Genomic DNA, 16,612 nt, shown 5'->3' on the forward strand with positions numbered 1-16,612 from the left:
GGTGCCGGGAAGGCGCGCCTGCGTTAGCGGCGTGCCAGGGGGGCGAGCTCGCGCCACTCGGTGAGCGGGAGCCCGGGCTGCCCGTTCATCACGTGCAGGGCCACATGATCGGCGCCTGCTGCATGGTGTTCGGCGATGCGGTCCGCGATGCGGTCCACACTGCCCCAGGCGACCGTCGCATCGATCAGCCGGTCGCTTCCGCCCGGGACGAGGTCGGCGTCGGTGAAGCCGAGGCGGCGCAGGTTGGCCTGGTAGGCCGGGAACCCGATGAACATGCCCACACCGCGGCGGGCGATGGCGCGCGCACGTGCGGGGTCCTCCTCCAGTACGACGCCAAGGTGCGGCGCGATCAACACCTCCGCGCCCAGGATGTCCCGGTAGCCTGCATTCGATTCGGCGGTGACCAGGAAGGGGTGGATGCCTGCGGTGCGCCGGCCGGCAAGGTCGACCATGCGCGGACCGAGGGCTCCCAGCAGGCGCTGGGATCGCGGAAGGGCCGGGGCCGCGCCGTCGAGCAGGTCGAGGTACTTGTTCATCTCGTTAATCGGAGTGGTGAAGTCCTTGCCGACGGCGGCGGCCGAGTGGGAGTTGCTTACCCCGAACCCGCTCATCAGCCGGGGCCCGAACTTGCCAGTCAGGCGGTCGTGCTCGGCCGGGGCGGCGTCGGCGTCAGCCCCCCAGATGCTCATGACGCCGAAGGCGACGGCCGCCTCGCTGCCGGCGTCGAGCATCCGCTCCGCCGCTTTCCACATCCCCGGGCCTCCCGCGCCGACGAGCCAGATGGCACCCCAACCCTGGGAGTGGAGTTCGGCTGCCACCTCGGTTGCCGCTGCTGGTTCAAGGCCGCTGAGCTCAATGCTCCACATGCCGACCCTGCCGAGTGCTACGGGGGCGTTCTGATCATTCATGGGGTCTCCATCGTCCGGACCGTGGCCGGGCGCGCTGCCTGCCAGGTGTTTCGTTCGTCTGCGTAAGGGCGGAGGGGTGTCCTCCGGTGTGCCGCCGGCACACCCCACGGCCCGGGATTACCGATCCGCCGCGGGGTGTGCTGGTCGGCGGGGGCTCAGGCGGTCCAGCCGCCGTCGTTGGAGATGGTGGCTCCGGTGAGGTAGTTCGCTGCGTCGCTGGCGATCCACGCGACGAGGGCCCCGACGTCGGCGGGGGTGCCGAAACGCTTCAGGGCAGTCATGCCGGCCATGATGTGGGCGGATTCGCCGTCGGCGGGGTTGCCGTCGGTGTCGATAGGGCCGGGCTGCAGGAGGTTGGCGGTGATGCCGCGGGCCCCGAGGTCGCGGGCCAGGCCCTTGGTGAAGCCGACGAGGGCGGCCTTGCTCATGCCGTAGATCGCACCGCCGACGAAGGGGATGCTGATGGCGTTGATGCTGCCGATGGTGATGATCCGGCCGCCGTCGGGAAGGTGCTTGAGGGCTTCCTGGGTGGTGTAGACGGTGCCGCGGATATTGAGGTCGATGGAGGCCTCGATGTGCTCGTCGGGGGTTTCGGTGAAGGGCTCGAACCAGCCGCCGCCGGCGTTGTTGACGAGGATGTCCAGGGAGCCCAGCGCGTCCACGGCGTCCCGGACGCCCTGGCGGGCGGCGTCGGGGTCGGCGTTGTTGGCGCGCACGGCCACGGCCTTGCCGCCGCCGGCGGTGATCTCGGCGACGAGGGCCTCGGCGGCGTCGGCGGAGGACCAGTAGGTCAGGGCGACGGTGGCGCCCTGGGCGGCGAGGGAGCGGGCGATGCCGGCTCCGATGCCGCGGGAGCCGCCGGTGACGAGGGCGGTCTTGCCGGAAAGGCTTGTGTTTTCAGACATTGGGGTTCCTCAGGGGGAGTGGCCGGGGCCATGATTTTGTATCGTACGGTACGTATAACGAGCCCCAGATGAGGATATTCCCATTTTTGGACAGTTTGTTCTAAAAAGTGGAAACCCGGTGGGCCCCGAGCCCATGGGCGCGGCCCTCTGTGTGGCGCGCCCGTGAGCCTGGTCATATTATGTTCCATCCGGTACGTATATGGCACTTTCGGTGCTATCGTCGGAACACCTCCATCGGCGCGTCTGCCGATCGGGTGGCCTCGATCTGGGTCACGGGTGGGCCAACTCCAGCGCTTCAACCGAAGCGTTCCCTGCGCCCCCTGGACGGACAATGTTTTCCACCCCCCGATACCTCGCGGCTGCCGGTGCCCTGATCCTCCTTGCCGCGGGCTGCGCCGGCCCTTCCCAGCCGGGCTCCTCCCCGGTGGATCCACCGGCCGGGACGGCCGCCGCAGATTATCCGGTGACCATCGACAACTGCGGCACCCCGGTGACCTTCGAGGCGGCGCCCCAGCGCGTCGTCACCATCAAGTCGACCGCCACCGAGATGCTGCTCAGCCTCGGCCTGGGAAGCAGGATTGTCGGCAGCGCCTTCGCCGACGGGCCGCTGCCCGACGCGTATGCCGACGCCCGGATTCCTGTGCTCTCCGACCAGCTTCCGGGGACCGAGGCCACGCTCGCCCTGGAACCGGACCTCGTCTATGGGGGTTGGGAGTCAAACTTCTCTGCCGAGGGAGCCGGGGACCGCGCGTCCCTTGAGGCACTCGACGTTCGGACGTACGTCTCGCCGGCCGCCTGCAAGGCGGAGGGCTACAAGCCCGATCCGCTGACCTTCGACTCCATCTTCAACGACATCACGGAGATGGGCCGCATCTTCGGCGTGGAGGCCCGGGCCGACCTGGTCGTCTCGCAGGAGGCGGACAAGCTGGCAGGAATCACTCCGGACGGGTCGGGCCTGTCCGCCCTGTGGTACAGCTCGGGGGAGAAAACCCCGTACGTGGGAGCAGGCACCGGCGCACCCCAGCTGCTGATGGAGACCGTGGGGCTGCGCAACGTCGCCGCAGGCATCGACGACAGCTGGAGCCCCATGTCCTGGGAGGCCGCGGCCGCGGCCGATCCGGATGTCATCGTCCTCGTTGACGCGGCCTGGAACACCGCTGAGCAGAAGATCGACCACCTTACCGCCAATCCGGCCACGGCCCAGCTCCGCGCCGTCCGGGAGTCCCGCTACCTCACGGTTCCCTTCGCGGGCGGTGAAGCGGGCGTGCGAAGCGTCGACACGGCACTGTCCCTCGAGGATCAGCTGCGTCAGCTCGACCCGCTCGCTCCGTGAGCCTGCAGCACCGCGCCCGCCCCGGCGACGGCGCGCCGCCCACCGGCCGGTATCCGGCGGCCGTGCGCCGGGTCGGGGCGCGCCCGGCCGCCCTGGTACCGCTGGCACTCGGAGGCGTGCTCGCCGTCTCCGTGGTACTTGCGCTGACCATCGGGCCGGCCGACATCTCACCCCTCCAGGTGGCACGCTCGGCCGCCGAGCGAGTCGCCGGCTTCGGCACCTCTCCGGCGGGTGGTGACGCGGGAGCCCTGTCGTCGGTGCAGGAAGCCATCCTCTGGCAGTTGAGGCTCCCGCGGTTGCTGACGGCCGCCTTCGTCGGGGCAGGGCTCGCCCTCAGCGGCACCGTGATGCAGGCCCTCACCCGGAACCCCCTTGCGGATCCCTACCTCCTGGGACTGAGTTCGGGCGCTTCCCTGGGCGCCGTCTCGGTCCTGCTGCTCGGCGCCGCCGTCGTGCTTCCCCTCGCGGCGTTCGCCGGGGCGATGGCCGCGCTGGTGCTCACCCTGTCCCTGGCCGCTGCGGCCGGGGCGATCAGCCCTTCCCGCACCGTCCTCGCCGGCCTCGCCGTCTCCTCGGCCGCCTCGGCCCTGACATCCTTCGTCATCTTCTACTCCGCCAAGGGAGACTCCTACCGGGAGGTCCTGAACTGGCTCCTTGGCTCATTGGCCGGCAGCACCTGGACCTCGGTGGCGATCACCGCTGCCGCGTTCCTGCTCGCCGGGATCCCGATCCTGCTCACGGGAGGACTGCTCGACGGATTCTCCTTCGGGGACAACGCCGCCGGCGCCCTCGGGCTCAATGTCCCGGCGCTGCGCTGGGTGCTTCTCGCCGGAACGGCGGTGCTGACCGGGGCGATGGTTTCGGTCAGCGGGTCCATCGGCTTCGTGGGGCTGATTCTTCCCCACGCGGTGCGACTGCTGACCGGTGCACGGCACCGGGTTCTGCTGCCGGCCGTGGCGCTGGCGGGCGCGGTGTTCCTGGTCTGGGCCGACACCCTCGCCCGCACGGTGTTCGAGCCGCGGGAGATCCCGGTGGGGATCGTTACCGCACTGATCGGTGCACCGGTTTTCGCCGTGCTGCTGTGGCGGCGGAAGGCACAGTCATGAGCGCGGCAGGGTCAATCGCCGCCGCCGGGGAGCTTCGGGCGCACGGGCTCAGCTACAGCGCCGGTCAGCGCCTGATCCTGTCGGGGATCGAATGCACCCTTCCCGGCTCCGCCGTCACGGGGCTGCTCGGGCCCAATGGGGCCGGCAAGTCATCTCTCCTCCGCCTGATGGCGGCGATCCTCAAACCGACGGCCGGGCAGGTCAGCCTCGCAGGGACGGATCTGCGGAGCCTGAAGCGGAAGGCGCGGGCGCAGCACCTTGCCTTCGTCGACCAGCAGGTCGACGCCGACGTCCCGCTGAGCGTGGCCGACGCCGTCCTGACCGGTCGCCTGCCCTACCGGCCTGCGTACGCCCCCGAAACCGCCCGGGATGAACTCATTGTGCAGCGCAGCCTGGCCCAGGTGGGCCTCGAGGGATTCGGCGCACGGCGGCTCGACAGCCTCTCCGGCGGAGAGCGCCAGCGGGTGCACATTGCCCGCGCGCTGGCCCAGGAGACCGGGGTGCTGCTGCTGGACGAACCGACCAACCACCTCGACCTCCGCGCCCAAGCCGGGGTGCTCCACCTGCTCCGGCAGCTCGCGCGCGGCGGGTCCACCGTCGTCGCGGCGCTGCACGACATCAACCTCACCGCAGCGGCCTGCGACCATGTCATCGTCCTGGCGGGGGGACGGGTGGTCGCCAGCGGGGAAACCGCCAGCACGCTCACCCCCGAACTGATCCGCTCCGTGTACGGAGTGCCCGCTGTGCGGCTCGACAACCCCCTGACGGGGCGTCCGGTGTTCGCCTTCGGCGGGTCGGAGCGGCCATGACCTGGAACCTGGTGATCCCGGTGAAAGGGCTCCACCTTGCCAAGTCCCGCCTGCGGCGGCAGCTCGACGGTGTCGAGGACCTCGCCCTGGCCTTCGCCCTCGACACCCTCGCGGCCGCCCAGGAGAGCCGCGCCGTCCGAAGGGTCATCCTGGTCAGCAATGACGCCCGGATGCGGGCCGCGGCGCCGCGCGGGGTGCTGATCGTCGATGACCCCGGCCGGGGCCTGAACCCCGCGGTTGCGGCGGGCCTCCGCCGGGCCGGGCCCGGCCCGGCGGCGGTGGCGACCGCGGACCTTCCCGGCGTTCGGGCCGCCGACTTCGACCGGGTCCTCGCCGCCGCCGGACGGTCCGGGCGGGCGATGGTCACGGACCACTCCGGCAGGGGAACCACCCTGCTGGCCGGCCGGGCGCCGGACCTCGACCCGAAGTTCGGGCCGGGCTCCCGTCAGCGGCACGAAGGGAGCGGCCACACGGTACTTGACGTCCCCCCGTCCTCCCCGCTGCGCTGGGATGTCGACGAGCTCCCTGATCTCACCTTCCTGCTGCGGCACGGGGTAGGGTCCCAGACGGCGCGGGCCGTCGCCGCCCGGGGATTGCCGGCCGCCTAGGCCGTCCGCGTCCCGGCGGCGAGGTTCAGCGCCTCGGCCACGATCGCCGCCGATGACTCGTCGGAGGTCATCCACAGCGGGACCGCCCGTGCCTCCATCCCGGCCGCGCGCAGCGGCCCCAGTGTCTCCGAATCGGCGGAATCCACGAGCCAGCCGTCGAGGAGCCCGCCGGCCGGGCGGGATCCATAGTGAAGGCCGACGGCGGCCGCAGACACCTCCACGCCGATCGTCCGCAGGCACAGCTCGGCCATGCCCCGCACCGCGGCGCCGCCGATGATCGGCGACACCCCGACGACCCGGGCCGGGGAGTTGCGCAGCGCCTGGCCCATCCCGGGCAGCGTGAGGATGGTCCCGATGGACACCACGGGGTTCGACGGGGCGAACAGCACGACGTCGGACGAGGCGACCGCCTCGAGCGCGGCCGGGGCGGCAACCGCGGACTGGATGCCCTGTTGGACGAACCGGCGGGTTGGAATATTGCCCCGGTGGCGCACCCACCACTCCTCAAAGTGGATGAGCCGGGTCTCCCCCTCCTCATCGGCCACCTCGACGTTCGTCTCCACCTCGTCGTCGGTGGCCGGCAGCAGCCGCACTCCAAGTTTCCACCGCGCCGCCAGGCGTTCGGTGGCTTCGGTGAGAGAAAGCCCTTCACGCAGCAGTGCGGTGCGGGCGATATGGGTCCCCAGGTCAAGGTCCCCCAGGGTGAACCAGGGCCAGCCCACCCCGTAGGCGGTCAGTTCAGCGCTGACCCGTTCCGACTCGCCGGCCCGGCCCCAGCCGCGCTCGGTGTCGTTCGCTCCGCCGAGGGAATACATCAGGGAGTCGAGGTCCGGGCAGACCCGCAGTCCCGTGAGCCAGAGGTCGTCCCCGGTGTTGGCGATGACGGTGATGTCCAGATCCATCGCCGCCGCAAGGGTCCGGGCACCACGGACGAAACGCGCTCCACCGACACCGCCGGCGAGGATCGTCAGTTGTGTCATTGCCTGCCCTCCGATCGCCGCGGCGCTCGCCTCGATGGACTTAATCGTAGGGGACACTCCGGCGCCGGAGGTCTGCTGCGCCGGACGATGCGGGCCGCTGCGGGCGCCGATGGAGGCCGGGAGAACTATTTCTGTTCCACGTGGAATAAAAATCGGACGGGCCTAGTTCTGATCCATGTAGTCAAAAACTCTAGGGCTTGGGCCCGGATCGGAATCAGACACATGTCACAGGAATTTGCAGGCAAAGTAGTCCTCGTCACCGGCGGAAGCCGCGGCATCGGCGGGGCGACGGCGCGGGCTTTCGCGGCGGCCGGGGCGGACGTCGCCATCAGCTACGCCGGAAACACCGAATCGGCCGAGAAGACCGTCGCTGAGCTTCAGGCCCACGGTGTGCGCGCCGCAGCCTTCCAGGCCGACCAGGCCGACCAGGCCCAGGCCGTCGCGCTCATCGAGCGGGTCGTCGGACACTTTGGCAAGCTGGACATCCTCGTCAACAACGCCGGCATCACCGTGTGGGCCCCGGTGGCCAGCGAGTTCGAGGACTTCGACGCCATTGAACGCCAGCACCGGATCAACTACACCAACATCGTGGCGGCCATCCGCGCCGCCATCCCGCACCTGCCCGAGGGCGGCCGCATCATCAGCATCGGCTCGGGTGTCGGCACCCGCGTCGGCTCACCGGGACTGGCCGACTACGCCGGAGCCAAGTCCGCGCTGGCCGGCTTCAGCAGGGGCGCCTCGCGTGACCTCGCACACAGGGGGATCAACATCAACGTCCTCCAGGCCGGTTACACCGACACCGAGATGAACCCGGAAAGCGGCGACATGGCCGAGGTGTTCAACTCCTACACGGCCCTGGGCCGCTTCGCGCGTCCCGAGGAGATTGCCGCGGGCGTACTCTTCCTTGCCAGCCCGGGGGCGTCCTACGTCACCGGCACCGTCCTGAACATCGATGGTGGCTACGGAGCGTAGTTCTCTGTAGAACGGGCCGTCACGCCACCGGCGTGGCGGCCCGTTCCGTTTGAGCCGGGACTATTTCGCCGCCCCGGGGTGCCTGCGGGGCCAGGCCGAGCCGGGCCGGCGCGGCGGAGGGGAAATTTCCCTCGCATCAATTATGTTCCCCAAAGTATAGATAAGCTGCTCTCCGGAGGAGCAGGGTGATGGACGGCAGCGGATGGGAGTGGGCGTCATGGCGGTCCGAGGCAGGCCCCGGGAGTTCGATGTCGACCAGGCGCTGGAGCGCGCCGTCGACGTGTTCTGGCGCCAGGGGTATGAGGGGACCACCCTCGAGGACCTCACGACGGCGATGAACATCAGCAGGCCGAGCCTGTATGCCGCCTTTGGAAACAAGGAGGACACGTTCCGGCTGGCCGTCGGCCGGTACGCCCAGGTCGAGATGGCCTACGTTGACGAGGCGCTGGGGAAGCCGACCGCCCGTGAGGTCGCAGCGCACTACCTGCACAAGAACGTTGAGGCGATCACTTTGCCGGGGCGGCCGCCGGGGTGCCTCTCGATCCAGGGCGGACTCTCGGGCCATCCCCAGGACCAGCGGATCGTGGACTTCCTGGCCTCGAGCCGCAGTGCGGGGGAGCAAAGATTCGTCGAGCGCTTCCAGGAGGCCATCGAGGCCGGTGACCTGTCCGCCTCCGAAGACCCGACCGAACTCGCGCGGTATCTGGCCTCCGTAACGGCGGGCCTCGCCGTACAGGCCGCAGGCGGCGCAGGCCGGGCCGAACTCATGAAGGTCGCTGAGCGGGCCCTGTCCGCCTTCCCCGGCTAGCTGCCGGGGAAAGGCGGCCGACTTTTTACGCCCGGGCCGTCCCGCCCACCTACGGGGCGCTGCCGGGCGGCAGGCGCGCGGCGTCGACGTCGGGATCGAGGATCAGGAGCCGGCCGGCTGCTGGGCGACGTATTCGCGGAAGCCCGCGACCTTGCCTCCCCGGATGGTCAGGATGACGCAGTGGCGTGCGTGGTAGGGGGCGCCGCCGATCTCGCCGCGGCTGACGTCCTCAAAAAACACCGTGTCCCCTGCGACGGTGGTCGCGGTGCGGGTGATCTCGGTGAGGCGGTGCTCGCCGCCGAAAAAGCGCAGTTGCTGCTCAAGGAACTGCCGTCCCTCGACGCCCGCGTAGCTTCCGGCTCCGGGCTCGGAGGGCCAGGCGACGGGCAGTTCGTCCTCGACGTAGGCGAAGAAGGCGTCCCAGTCACCGTCGGTAAATCCGGCGCAGAGCCGCTCGTAAATGGTCTCGGCGATGGCAGTGATGTCGTTGCTCATGGGAAATCCTCTGGGGGAAGGTGGTTGGGGGAAGCCCCGGGGCCGGGATCCTGCACCGTTCACCGGCTGCGGGGGATCACGTCGACGGGGTCTGGCCCGGAGTGGCTGGCCAGCTGCTCCGGGATGCAGCATGAAGAAAGTTCTTGTCTTTATTGTCCATTAGTGAGGTGCGCAGGGGAAATTGTCGGCGTCAGCAGTGATCAATTGCACTCCCCCGGTGGTCTACCGCGGGTCGAACCACCGCGGAGCAGGAGGAACTCCCGGCCAGGGGAGTTCCTCCTGCTGATCCTGGCTGCTCTTTCCTCGCCTGCGGTTACGCCGTTCCCCCGCGGCGGGCCGCGATCATCGTGACGCCGAGGTCCCAGAGGCGTGCTGCGGCCTCCGGATCCAGGGCGTGGGGGTGCACCCCGTTTTGCGAGCTGGGATCGGTTGTCAGTTCTGCTTCATTGTTGTCTTCGAAGTAGAGTCCGCCGATTCCCTCGAGCAGGGGCGAAGCCGCCAGGAGGACCGACGTCGATGATCCCTGCTCCAGGGTCTTCCACGGGTAGGCGTCGAAGATCGCCCGGGTTTCGGGGTTGTCCTCCTGGTGGCGCTGCAGGCCGGTGCGGATGCCGCCGGGCATCAGGGAGTTGGCGGTGATGCCGTCCTTCGCCCACCGCCGGGTGGCCTCCACGGCCAGGAGCACGTTTGCCGTTTTGGATTGTCCGTAGGCGAGCCATTCGTTGTACTCGCGGTTTTCGAAGTGGATGTCGTCGAAGACCACTGGCGACACCAGCTGGGCGCTGGAGCTCACCGAGACAATCCGCGCGTTGCCGGCGGCGGCCAGAGCGCCGTGCAGACCCAGGGTCAGGGCGAAGTGGCCCAGATAGTTGGTGGCGAACTGCAGCTCCCAGCCCTCCGGGGTCAGATGGCGCTCGGGGAGGGCCATGATGCCGGCGTTGTTGACCAGGATGTGCAGGGGGCCTTCCCATGCTGCGGTGAAGGCATCGATGGAGGCCTGATCGGTGAGCTCCAAGGAGGCCACCTGGACGCGGGGATTCCCGGTTTGTGCGGTGATCTCGGCCGCGGTGCGCCTGCCCGCCTCCAGGTTCCGCACGGCCAGGGTGACCTCGGCTCCTGCGGCAGCCAGGGCGCGGGAGGTTTCCACGCCGATGCCCGAGGCGGCCCCGGTGACCACGGCGCGCCTGTCGGTCAGATCCACCCCGGCGATGACGTCGTCTGTTGTGGATTCACGGGTGAAGGGGGTGGTGAAACGAACTGGGGACATGAGTATTTCCTTACAACGGGCCGAACTCGACTAGAATCGAAGCGGAGGGTCCTCCGTATACTTCCAGAATAACCGGAGGGTACTCCGTTTTATTCCGGGTACCTCGGGAATCCTCAGATCCGGCACTGCTTGTTGCCATGACCGAAAGCTGAAACCGCAATGTCCGCCACTGTTAACCGTCCGCTCCGCGCCGACGCCCAGCGGAACCGCAGTCTGCTGCTGGCGGCCGCCGTGCGGTTGTTCTCCGAGAAGGGCCTCGAGGCAACCCTCGACGCGATCGCCCGGGAAGCCGGCGTCGGAATCGGAACCCTCTACCGGCACTTTCCGACCAGGGAATCCCTCATTGAAGCGGCCTACCGCAACGAACTGACAACCGTCAGCAGCGCCGTGCCGGAACTGCTTCAGCGCCTGGCGCCCCGGGCCGCCCTGCGCGCCTGGATGGACCTTTTCATGGATTACATGACGACGAAGATCGGCATGGCCGACGCCCTGCACGAGGTCATCGCCTCGGGCGGGACCCCCTATGCCGAGAGCCGGGACCTCCTGAACGCGGCAATCCAGGAACTGCTCGATGCCGCGGTGGAACAGGACGGTGCGCGCAGCGAGATTCCCGCCGATGACGTCCTGATCAGCCTGGCCGGCATTGCGCTGGCCGCCGGAGAGTCAACTCAGCGGGCCCAGGCGGGTCGGCTGATGGACCTGCTTGTGGAAGGCCTCTACGCCCGGAGGGGCTGACCCCCGCCGACGCCCGCGAAAACGGGCGGGTGTCACAAAACTGCGGCGGGCGCCACATCGTTGACTGCCACCGGCGTTCCTGCCAGCGTTTCACTTCCACGTGGTCTCACGATGCCAAGGAAGGATCATTCGAGATGACTACCATCGAGGGCGCTGGCGCCTTCACAACCTCCGGCACCCTCACCCATACGCACACCACGCAGGTCGACGAGCATACGGTGTTCTACCGGGAGGCCGGAGACCCTTCGAAACCCACCATCCTGCTGCTTCACGGCTTTCCCACCTCCTCGCACATGTTCCGTCGGCTCATGAGGGACCTGGCGGGGGACTTCCATCTGGTGGCCCCAGACATGATCGGGTTCGGTTTCTCCGATGCGCCGCAGGTCCAGGGCTTTGAGTACTCCTTCAAGCACCTGACCGAAATCACCGTGAAGTTCATCGACCAGTTGAAGCTCGATAAATTCGCCGTGTACATCATGGATTACGGCGCGCCCATCGGGCTGAGCATCGCCAGCACGCAGCCGGAGCGGGTCAGTGCCCTGCTGGTGCAGTCGGGCAACGCCTACCTTGAGGGATTCACCCCCTTCTGGGACATCCTGTTCGCCCATGCCAAGGACCGGCCCGCCAACGAGGCCGGTGTGCGGAAGTACTTCCTGCCCGAGCGGACCAAGTGGCAGTACACCTTCGGGGTCCCGGAGGACCGGCTGAACCGGCTGTCCCCGGAGACCTGGACCCTGGATCAGACCCTGATGGAGCGCCCGGGCAATACCGAAATTCAGCTGCAGCTGTTCTGGGACTACCAGTTCAACCTTGATCTCTATCCGGGCTTTCAGGAGTACTTCCGAACCCATCTCCCTCCGACGCTGATCACCTGGGGCAAGAATGACCCCATCTTCGGCGCCGAGGGGGCGAAGGCGTATCTGCGGGATCTTCCCGACGCGGAGCTGCACCTGCTCGATGGAGGCCATTTCGCCCTGGAGACCCACGGGGACGAGATTGCCGACCTCATCCGCGACTTCCTCACCCGGAAAGCGGGGTAGGAATTCGGTCGGGAGGCTGCTGCAGATTTATCCAATGGTAGACACTGTCACGGATTCGCTTGACACTGTCTTATTACTCCACCATCCCGGGTAAACTTGGCCGATGACTACTCAGCGGCCGTTCACCAGGGAAACTCTGACCGGCGACTTCGCCCAGGGCCAGTTCCCCGAGGTGCGGTTCGCCATGCTTGAGTTCGTGGGCCAATTCCTTCTCGACTTCGAACGCGCTGCCGAGCGGGCCGGACTGACCCTTGCTCAGGCGCGGGTCCTCGGCTTCGCCGCCCTCAAGCCCTCTTCCATGCGGGAAATAGCCGAGCAGTTTGGGTGCGACCCCTCCAACATCACGGCCAAGGCCGACAAGCTCCTCGAACTGGGGCTGGTGCGGCGTTTTGCCGATCCCCGCGATGCCCGTATCAAACTGATCGGTGCCACTGACGCAGGCTTCGAGATGTCCAAGAACCTGTGTGAGAGCCGGGAGTGGATCGCCGAGGTGCTCGCTTCCCTCACCGACGACGAACTGACGACGGTCCGCACGGCACTCCAGCTGCTGACGCGGCCCACGAAGGCCATGCAGCAGTCGGCCGCGGGGAGCCAGCCCATCCCGGTGTAGGGCGACCAGTAGAACGTCGCGACGGGACACTCTCACATATATGCATGAGAGTCTCAGATAAATAGATGATAGTCTCAGGTTGATCGCTCGCGCTGGACAGACCCTTTGTCCGGCCGGTCCCTTGAGAGGAAATTGAGTGAGCCCCGAACGAGCAGTGCAGGAAGTATTGGCCCGGTACACCCGAGCCACCGACAGGCGGGACGGGGTCGGCCAGGGTGCCCTGTTCACCGATGACGCCGTCATCGAAATCTTCGAGAAAACCTTCGCGGGTGATTATCAGCGGGTCGGTGAGCCCATGATCGGCGGCGCCGCCGTGGCCTACGCTGTTGACAACTTCATGGCCCCGCATCCCCCCGGGGGATCAAGCCACCACCTCCCGGTCGACTCGATTATCGAGGTCGATGGTGACACCGCGCATTTCAATGCGCAGTTCGTGGTGTTCAAGGTCCAGGGCAGTGTCCGTCCCGACGGCGGCTGGCCCGAGGGAACTCTGGGCGCCCAGGGGACCATAACCCCGATCGAGGCCGGCTACTACGACACCGACCTGCGCTGGATCGACAACGAGTGGAAGATCGTCCACCACAAGGTCCTTCTGGACCTGCCGATGGCCCTGCCCGGCGCCTGAACCTCACCACCGATCCGGCCCCTGGGTCCCTAAGGTTCCAGGGGTGTAAAGAAGGAAACCTATGAAGAAAGTCGTCTACCACGCCTTCGGCGGGCCGGAACAACTGGTCGTTGAAGAGGCACCCCTGCCCAGGATGGCGCAGGACTCGGTGCTCGTGCGGGTCCGCGGAGCGGCTGTCAACCCCGCGGACATCGCCATCCAGCACGGTGTGATGAAGGACCATATGGACACCTTTTTCCCGGTCACCCCGGGCTGGGACGTTGCGGGAACCGTCGAGGCAACTGGTGCGGGAGTGTCCGAATTCGTTCCCGGCGACGAAGTGCTCGGGTACACGCGCCAGGCCGTGTTGCACCAGGGGACCTATGCCGAGATGGTCGCCACCCCGGTGGGAACACTCGTGCACAAACCCCGAAGCATGACCTGGGCCGAGGCCGCAGCCCTGCCGCTGGGAGGACTTACGGCCTACCAGGCGGTCGTCCACACCCTGCGCGTGCGCAAGGGCGAAAGTGTGCTGATCCATGGAGCCAGCGGCGGCGTCGGTTCCCTCGCCAGCCAGATTGCCATCGCCCGGGGTGCCCGGGTCATTGGAACCGCATCGGCCAGCAACCATGCCTACCTCACATTCCTCGGCGTGGATCCGGTCGCCTACGGCGAGCACGCCGCCGGGCGGATCAGGGAACTGGCACCGGGCGGCGTCGACGCAATCTTTGATGCCGCCGGTCATGGCTCCCTCCAGATGACGAGCGCGGTGGCCGCTCCGCAGGTTCGCGTGGCAACCATCGCCGACAGCGCACCCCATGCCACCACCGTCTACGCTCGCCTCGACGTGGGTGACCTTGAGGCGCTTACCGCCCTCGTTGTGGGCGGCAGGCTGAAGCCCCGGGTGGGGGCAACCTTCCCTTTGGGGCAGGCCGCTGCCGCTCAGAGCCTGGTCGCGGCCGGGTCGGCGCGGGGCCGGGTGGTGCTCCTGCCATCACTGGCGGCGCCTGGGGAGTAAGGGCCGCCACCATCTCGCCGGGGGAGAAATAGACGAGCCGGAATCACGGTTGAATCAGTACCGGCTCCCGACGACACAGCGTCAAGTGGCAGGGCCCTGCGGGCATTGACCGCAGTCCGGCGCAGCACAGCTACCCCGGACCACCCGATCAAGGCTCCGGTTCCGCAGGGAGGGGCCCCTCCTGTCCGGGCCGCCGACCATTCCTCCCAAAGGACCGCAATGAGCAAGCACTACGCAGACATCGCCTTCACCCCCGCGGTGCGGAAGGTGCAGGAACACCACGGAACCGCCAGCTACTTCCCCGCCCCGGACGCCGCCGCGCTCGCGGATTCCGCTGGTGACCCGCTGGGGCTGCGCGAGCAGACCTACCTCGAGGGGCGGGACGGGATGTATCTCGCCAGCATGGGGGAGACCGGGTGGCCCTACGTGCAGTTCCGCGGCGGCCCGCCGGGCTTCCTCAAAGTCCTGGACAAGCACACCATCGGCTGGGCGGATTTCCAGGGCAACCTGCAATACGTGAGCACCGGAAATATCCGCGCAGCGGAAAGGGTCGCGATCATCGCCGTCGACTATGCAAGCCAAACCCGCCTCAAGCTCTTTGGCCGCGCCCGCATCGTCACACCCGAAGACGGTCCGGACATCCTCAAGGCCCTGACCTTGGAGGGCTACCAGGGGGCCGTCGAGCGCGCCGTCATCGTTGAGGTCGAGGCCTATGACTGGAACTGCCCCCGGCACATCACCCCCCGGTACACGCTGGCCGAACTCGAAGAAATCATCGACCCGGTCCGCCAGCGCATCGGCAGGCTCGAAGCCGAAAACGCCGCCCTGCGGGCTCGACTCGCCCAGCTCTGACGTCCTGCCGCCTGGTTGGCCCCGCCCTGAGTCCGTGTTCCGTCACATTTGGGCCATTTAACGCACACCGTTCGGCCGCTGACGCGTCTGCGCGACTATTGCTCTACCGGGCGCCGGTACCTGATGCGGAGCCCGGATCCCCCACAGCAGAGTCGGAAGGCGTAGCGATGAGCTTTGTAACCACCAAAGACGGCACCGAAATCTTCTACAAGGACTGGGGGGCCGGCAGGCCCGTCGTGATGGCCCACGGCTGGCCCCTGAACTCCGACAGCTGGGAATCCCAGCAGCTCTTCCTGGCCAGCAACGGCTACCGTGCCATCGCGCACGACCGGCGTGGGCATGGGAAATCCACCCAGACGTGGGACGGCAATGAGATGGACACCTACGCCGACGACCTCGCCGCGCTCATGGATGCCCTTGACCTGAACAACGTCACCCTCATGGGTTTCTCCACCGGAGGCGGGGAGATCACCCGCTATATCGGCCGTCACGGCACCTCCCGGCTGGCCCAGGCGGTCCTGATCTCGGCCGTGCCACCCCTCATGCTGAAAACCGACGACAATCCCGGCGGCGTGCCGATTGACGTCTTCGACGGCCTGCGGGAGAGTTCCCTGGCGGACCGGGCCCAGCTGTACCGGGACCTCGCCTCGGGGCCGTTCTTTGGCAACAACAAGAACCCCGGGGCGGCCAGCGAGGGGGTGCAGATGTCCTTCGTCACCCAGAGCCTGGCCTCGGGGCACCGCAACGCCTTTGAGAGCATCGCCGCGTTCTCTGCGACCGATTTCCGGGAGGACCTGAAGAAATTCGACGTGCCGACCCTGGTCATCCACGGCACCGAGGACCAGATTGTGCCCTTCGACGTCGGAGGCAATCTCTCTCACACCCTGATCAAAGGGGCCGAGTTCAAGGCATACGAGGGCGCACCGCACGGCCTGGCGGACACCCACAAAGAGCGCCTGAACAACGACCTGCTCGAATTCCTCGAGACAGTCGGCTGACGGGCGCAGCCGTGGCCGGGCATTCGGCTGCGGCTACGTCCACGGAGACCCGGGCGGGTATCACGGGGTGGCACCCGCCCTGGTCTCCGCTGCTGGTTTCTCCGGGAGCTCAGGGGTCGAACCGGCCCCTCGCCCCGGAACTTGCGGCCGTTGGGACCCTCCTCCACCACAGTTGCCGCGGTGCGGTTACCAGCTTTGTGGGAGGGGGCGGCCTTCTTCGTAGCCGGCGGCGGACTGGATGCCGACCAGGGCGCGGTCGGAGAATTCGGCCAGGGTGCGGGCTCCGGCGTAGGTCATGGAGCTGCGCACTCCGGCGGTGATCATGTCCAGCAGGTCCTCCACGCCGGGACGGGCGGGGTCCAGGTACATTTTGGAGGTGGAGATGCCTTCTTCGAAGAGTCCCTTCCGGGCCCGGGCGAAGACGTCCTCGGCCTGGGTGCGGTGCTGCACCGCCCTCGCGGAGGCCATGCCGAAGCTTTCCTTGTAGCGGCGGCCGTCGCTGTCGGTGTGCAGGTCCCCGGGGCTCTCGTAGGTCCCGGCGAACCAGGACCCGATCATGACCTG

Annotated in this window: 19 protein-coding genes; 13 read left to right on the plus strand and 6 right to left on the minus strand. The window is 67.9% G+C overall.

The window, feature by feature from the left end; all coding sequences use genetic code 11:
- Positions 1 to 23 precede the first annotated feature (23 nt).
- On the minus strand, positions 24 to 908 hold the full coding sequence (locus tag GVV86_RS06655; RefSeq protein WP_159802164.1) for a TIGR03620 family F420-dependent LLM class oxidoreductase: 885 nt from the start codon (positions 906 to 908) through the stop codon (positions 24 to 26).
- A gap of 155 nt (positions 909 to 1,063) precedes the next feature.
- Positions 1,064 to 1,813, minus strand: coding sequence for an SDR family NAD(P)-dependent oxidoreductase (locus GVV86_RS06660; RefSeq protein ID WP_159617479.1), 750 nt, complete (start codon positions 1,811 to 1,813; stop codon positions 1,064 to 1,066).
- 331 nt (positions 1,814 to 2,144) lie between these two features.
- Between GVV86_RS06660 and GVV86_RS06665 the strand changes: the two genes are divergently transcribed.
- Genes GVV86_RS06665 through cofC form a run of 4 tightly spaced genes read left to right on the plus strand, consistent with a single transcriptional unit; the run spans position 2,145 to position 5,669 of the window.
- Positions 2,145 to 3,146: a putative F420-0 ABC transporter substrate-binding protein gene (locus tag GVV86_RS06665; protein ID WP_159802166.1), complete on the plus strand. Its 1,002-nt coding sequence runs from the start codon at positions 2,145 to 2,147 to the stop codon at positions 3,144 to 3,146.
- On the plus strand, positions 3,143 to 4,252 hold the full coding sequence (locus tag GVV86_RS06670) for a putative F420-0 ABC transporter permease subunit (RefSeq protein ID WP_425513918.1): 1,110 nt from the start codon (positions 3,143 to 3,145) through the stop codon (positions 4,250 to 4,252). The genes GVV86_RS06665 and GVV86_RS06670 overlap by 4 nt, the downstream gene beginning before the upstream one ends.
- Positions 4,249 to 5,061, plus strand: coding sequence for an ABC transporter ATP-binding protein (locus tag GVV86_RS06675; protein WP_159617481.1), 813 nt, complete (start codon positions 4,249 to 4,251; stop codon positions 5,059 to 5,061). The genes GVV86_RS06670 and GVV86_RS06675 overlap by 4 nt, the downstream gene beginning before the upstream one ends.
- Positions 5,058 to 5,669: a 2-phospho-L-lactate guanylyltransferase gene (gene cofC / locus GVV86_RS06680; protein WP_159802168.1), complete on the plus strand. Its 612-nt coding sequence runs from the start codon at positions 5,058 to 5,060 to the stop codon at positions 5,667 to 5,669. The genes GVV86_RS06675 and cofC overlap by 4 nt, the downstream gene beginning before the upstream one ends.
- Here cofC and cofD read toward each other — a convergent pair.
- Positions 5,666 to 6,649: a 2-phospho-L-lactate transferase gene (gene cofD, locus GVV86_RS06685; protein ID WP_159802170.1), complete on the minus strand. Its 984-nt coding sequence runs from the start codon at positions 6,647 to 6,649 to the stop codon at positions 5,666 to 5,668. The two genes, cofC and cofD, sit on opposite strands and share 4 nt — an antisense overlap.
- A gap of 222 nt (positions 6,650 to 6,871) precedes the next feature.
- Between cofD and GVV86_RS06690 the strand changes: the two genes are divergently transcribed.
- A complete protein-coding gene (locus GVV86_RS06690; protein WP_159802172.1) occupies positions 6,872 to 7,621 on the plus strand; it encodes an SDR family oxidoreductase in 750 nt (249 codons plus the stop codon).
- 202 nt (positions 7,622 to 7,823) lie between these two features.
- The gene (locus GVV86_RS06695; RefSeq protein ID WP_201291373.1) at positions 7,824 to 8,429 is read left to right on the plus strand and encodes a TetR/AcrR family transcriptional regulator; all 606 of its coding nucleotides are present in this window, start codon (positions 7,824 to 7,826) and stop codon (positions 8,427 to 8,429) included.
- Positions 8,430 to 8,531: 102 nt separating this feature from the next.
- Here GVV86_RS06695 and GVV86_RS06700 read toward each other — a convergent pair whose 3' ends face one another.
- Both GVV86_RS06700 and GVV86_RS06705 read right to left on the minus strand, forming a co-directional pair.
- The gene (locus GVV86_RS06700; RefSeq protein ID WP_159802174.1) at positions 8,532 to 8,924 is read right to left on the minus strand and encodes a nuclear transport factor 2 family protein; all 393 of its coding nucleotides are present in this window, start codon (positions 8,922 to 8,924) and stop codon (positions 8,532 to 8,534) included.
- A 313-nt stretch (positions 8,925 to 9,237) separates the two neighbouring features.
- Entirely contained in the window at positions 9,238 to 10,191 is a 954-nt protein-coding gene (locus GVV86_RS06705; protein WP_159802176.1) for an SDR family NAD(P)-dependent oxidoreductase, read from the minus strand.
- A 159-nt stretch (positions 10,192 to 10,350) separates the two neighbouring features.
- Here GVV86_RS06705 and GVV86_RS06710 point away from each other — a divergent pair, with 159 nt between their 5' ends.
- The 7 genes from GVV86_RS06710 to GVV86_RS06740 all read left to right on the plus strand — a co-directional run bounded on the left by GVV86_RS06710 (position 10,351) and on the right by GVV86_RS06740 (position 16,048).
- Positions 10,351 to 10,926: a TetR/AcrR family transcriptional regulator gene (locus GVV86_RS06710; RefSeq protein WP_159617486.1), complete on the plus strand. Its 576-nt coding sequence runs from the start codon at positions 10,351 to 10,353 to the stop codon at positions 10,924 to 10,926.
- A 134-nt stretch (positions 10,927 to 11,060) separates the two neighbouring features.
- Positions 11,061 to 11,966: an alpha/beta fold hydrolase gene (locus GVV86_RS06715; protein ID WP_159802178.1), complete on the plus strand. Its 906-nt coding sequence runs from the start codon at positions 11,061 to 11,063 to the stop codon at positions 11,964 to 11,966.
- 103 nt (positions 11,967 to 12,069) lie between these two features.
- Positions 12,070 to 12,576, plus strand: a complete 507-nt coding sequence (locus GVV86_RS06720; protein WP_159617488.1) for a MarR family winged helix-turn-helix transcriptional regulator — start codon at positions 12,070 to 12,072, stop codon at positions 12,574 to 12,576.
- Between the two features lie 136 nt (positions 12,577 to 12,712).
- Positions 12,713 to 13,201, plus strand: coding sequence for a nuclear transport factor 2 family protein (locus tag GVV86_RS06725; protein WP_159617489.1), 489 nt, complete (start codon positions 12,713 to 12,715; stop codon positions 13,199 to 13,201).
- A 61-nt stretch (positions 13,202 to 13,262) separates the two neighbouring features.
- On the plus strand, positions 13,263 to 14,198 hold the full coding sequence (locus tag GVV86_RS06730; protein ID WP_159802180.1) for an NADP-dependent oxidoreductase: 936 nt from the start codon (positions 13,263 to 13,265) through the stop codon (positions 14,196 to 14,198).
- Between the two features lie 219 nt (positions 14,199 to 14,417).
- Positions 14,418 to 15,050, plus strand: a complete 633-nt coding sequence (locus tag GVV86_RS06735) for a pyridoxamine 5'-phosphate oxidase family protein (protein ID WP_159802182.1) — start codon at positions 14,418 to 14,420, stop codon at positions 15,048 to 15,050.
- Positions 15,051 to 15,217: 167 nt separating this feature from the next.
- On the plus strand, positions 15,218 to 16,048 hold the full coding sequence (locus tag GVV86_RS06740; protein ID WP_159802184.1) for an alpha/beta fold hydrolase: 831 nt from the start codon (positions 15,218 to 15,220) through the stop codon (positions 16,046 to 16,048).
- 186 nt (positions 16,049 to 16,234) lie between these two features.
- Here the strand turns inward: GVV86_RS06740 and GVV86_RS06745 are convergent.
- On the minus strand, positions 16,235 to 16,612 hold a 378-nt coding region (locus GVV86_RS06745), incomplete at its 5' end, for an IMP dehydrogenase (RefSeq protein WP_201291374.1).

Source organism: Arthrobacter zhaoguopingii, from assembly GCF_009828595.1.
GTDB classification, from domain to species: Bacteria; Actinomycetota; Actinomycetes; order Actinomycetales; family Micrococcaceae; genus Arthrobacter_D; species Arthrobacter_D zhaoguopingii.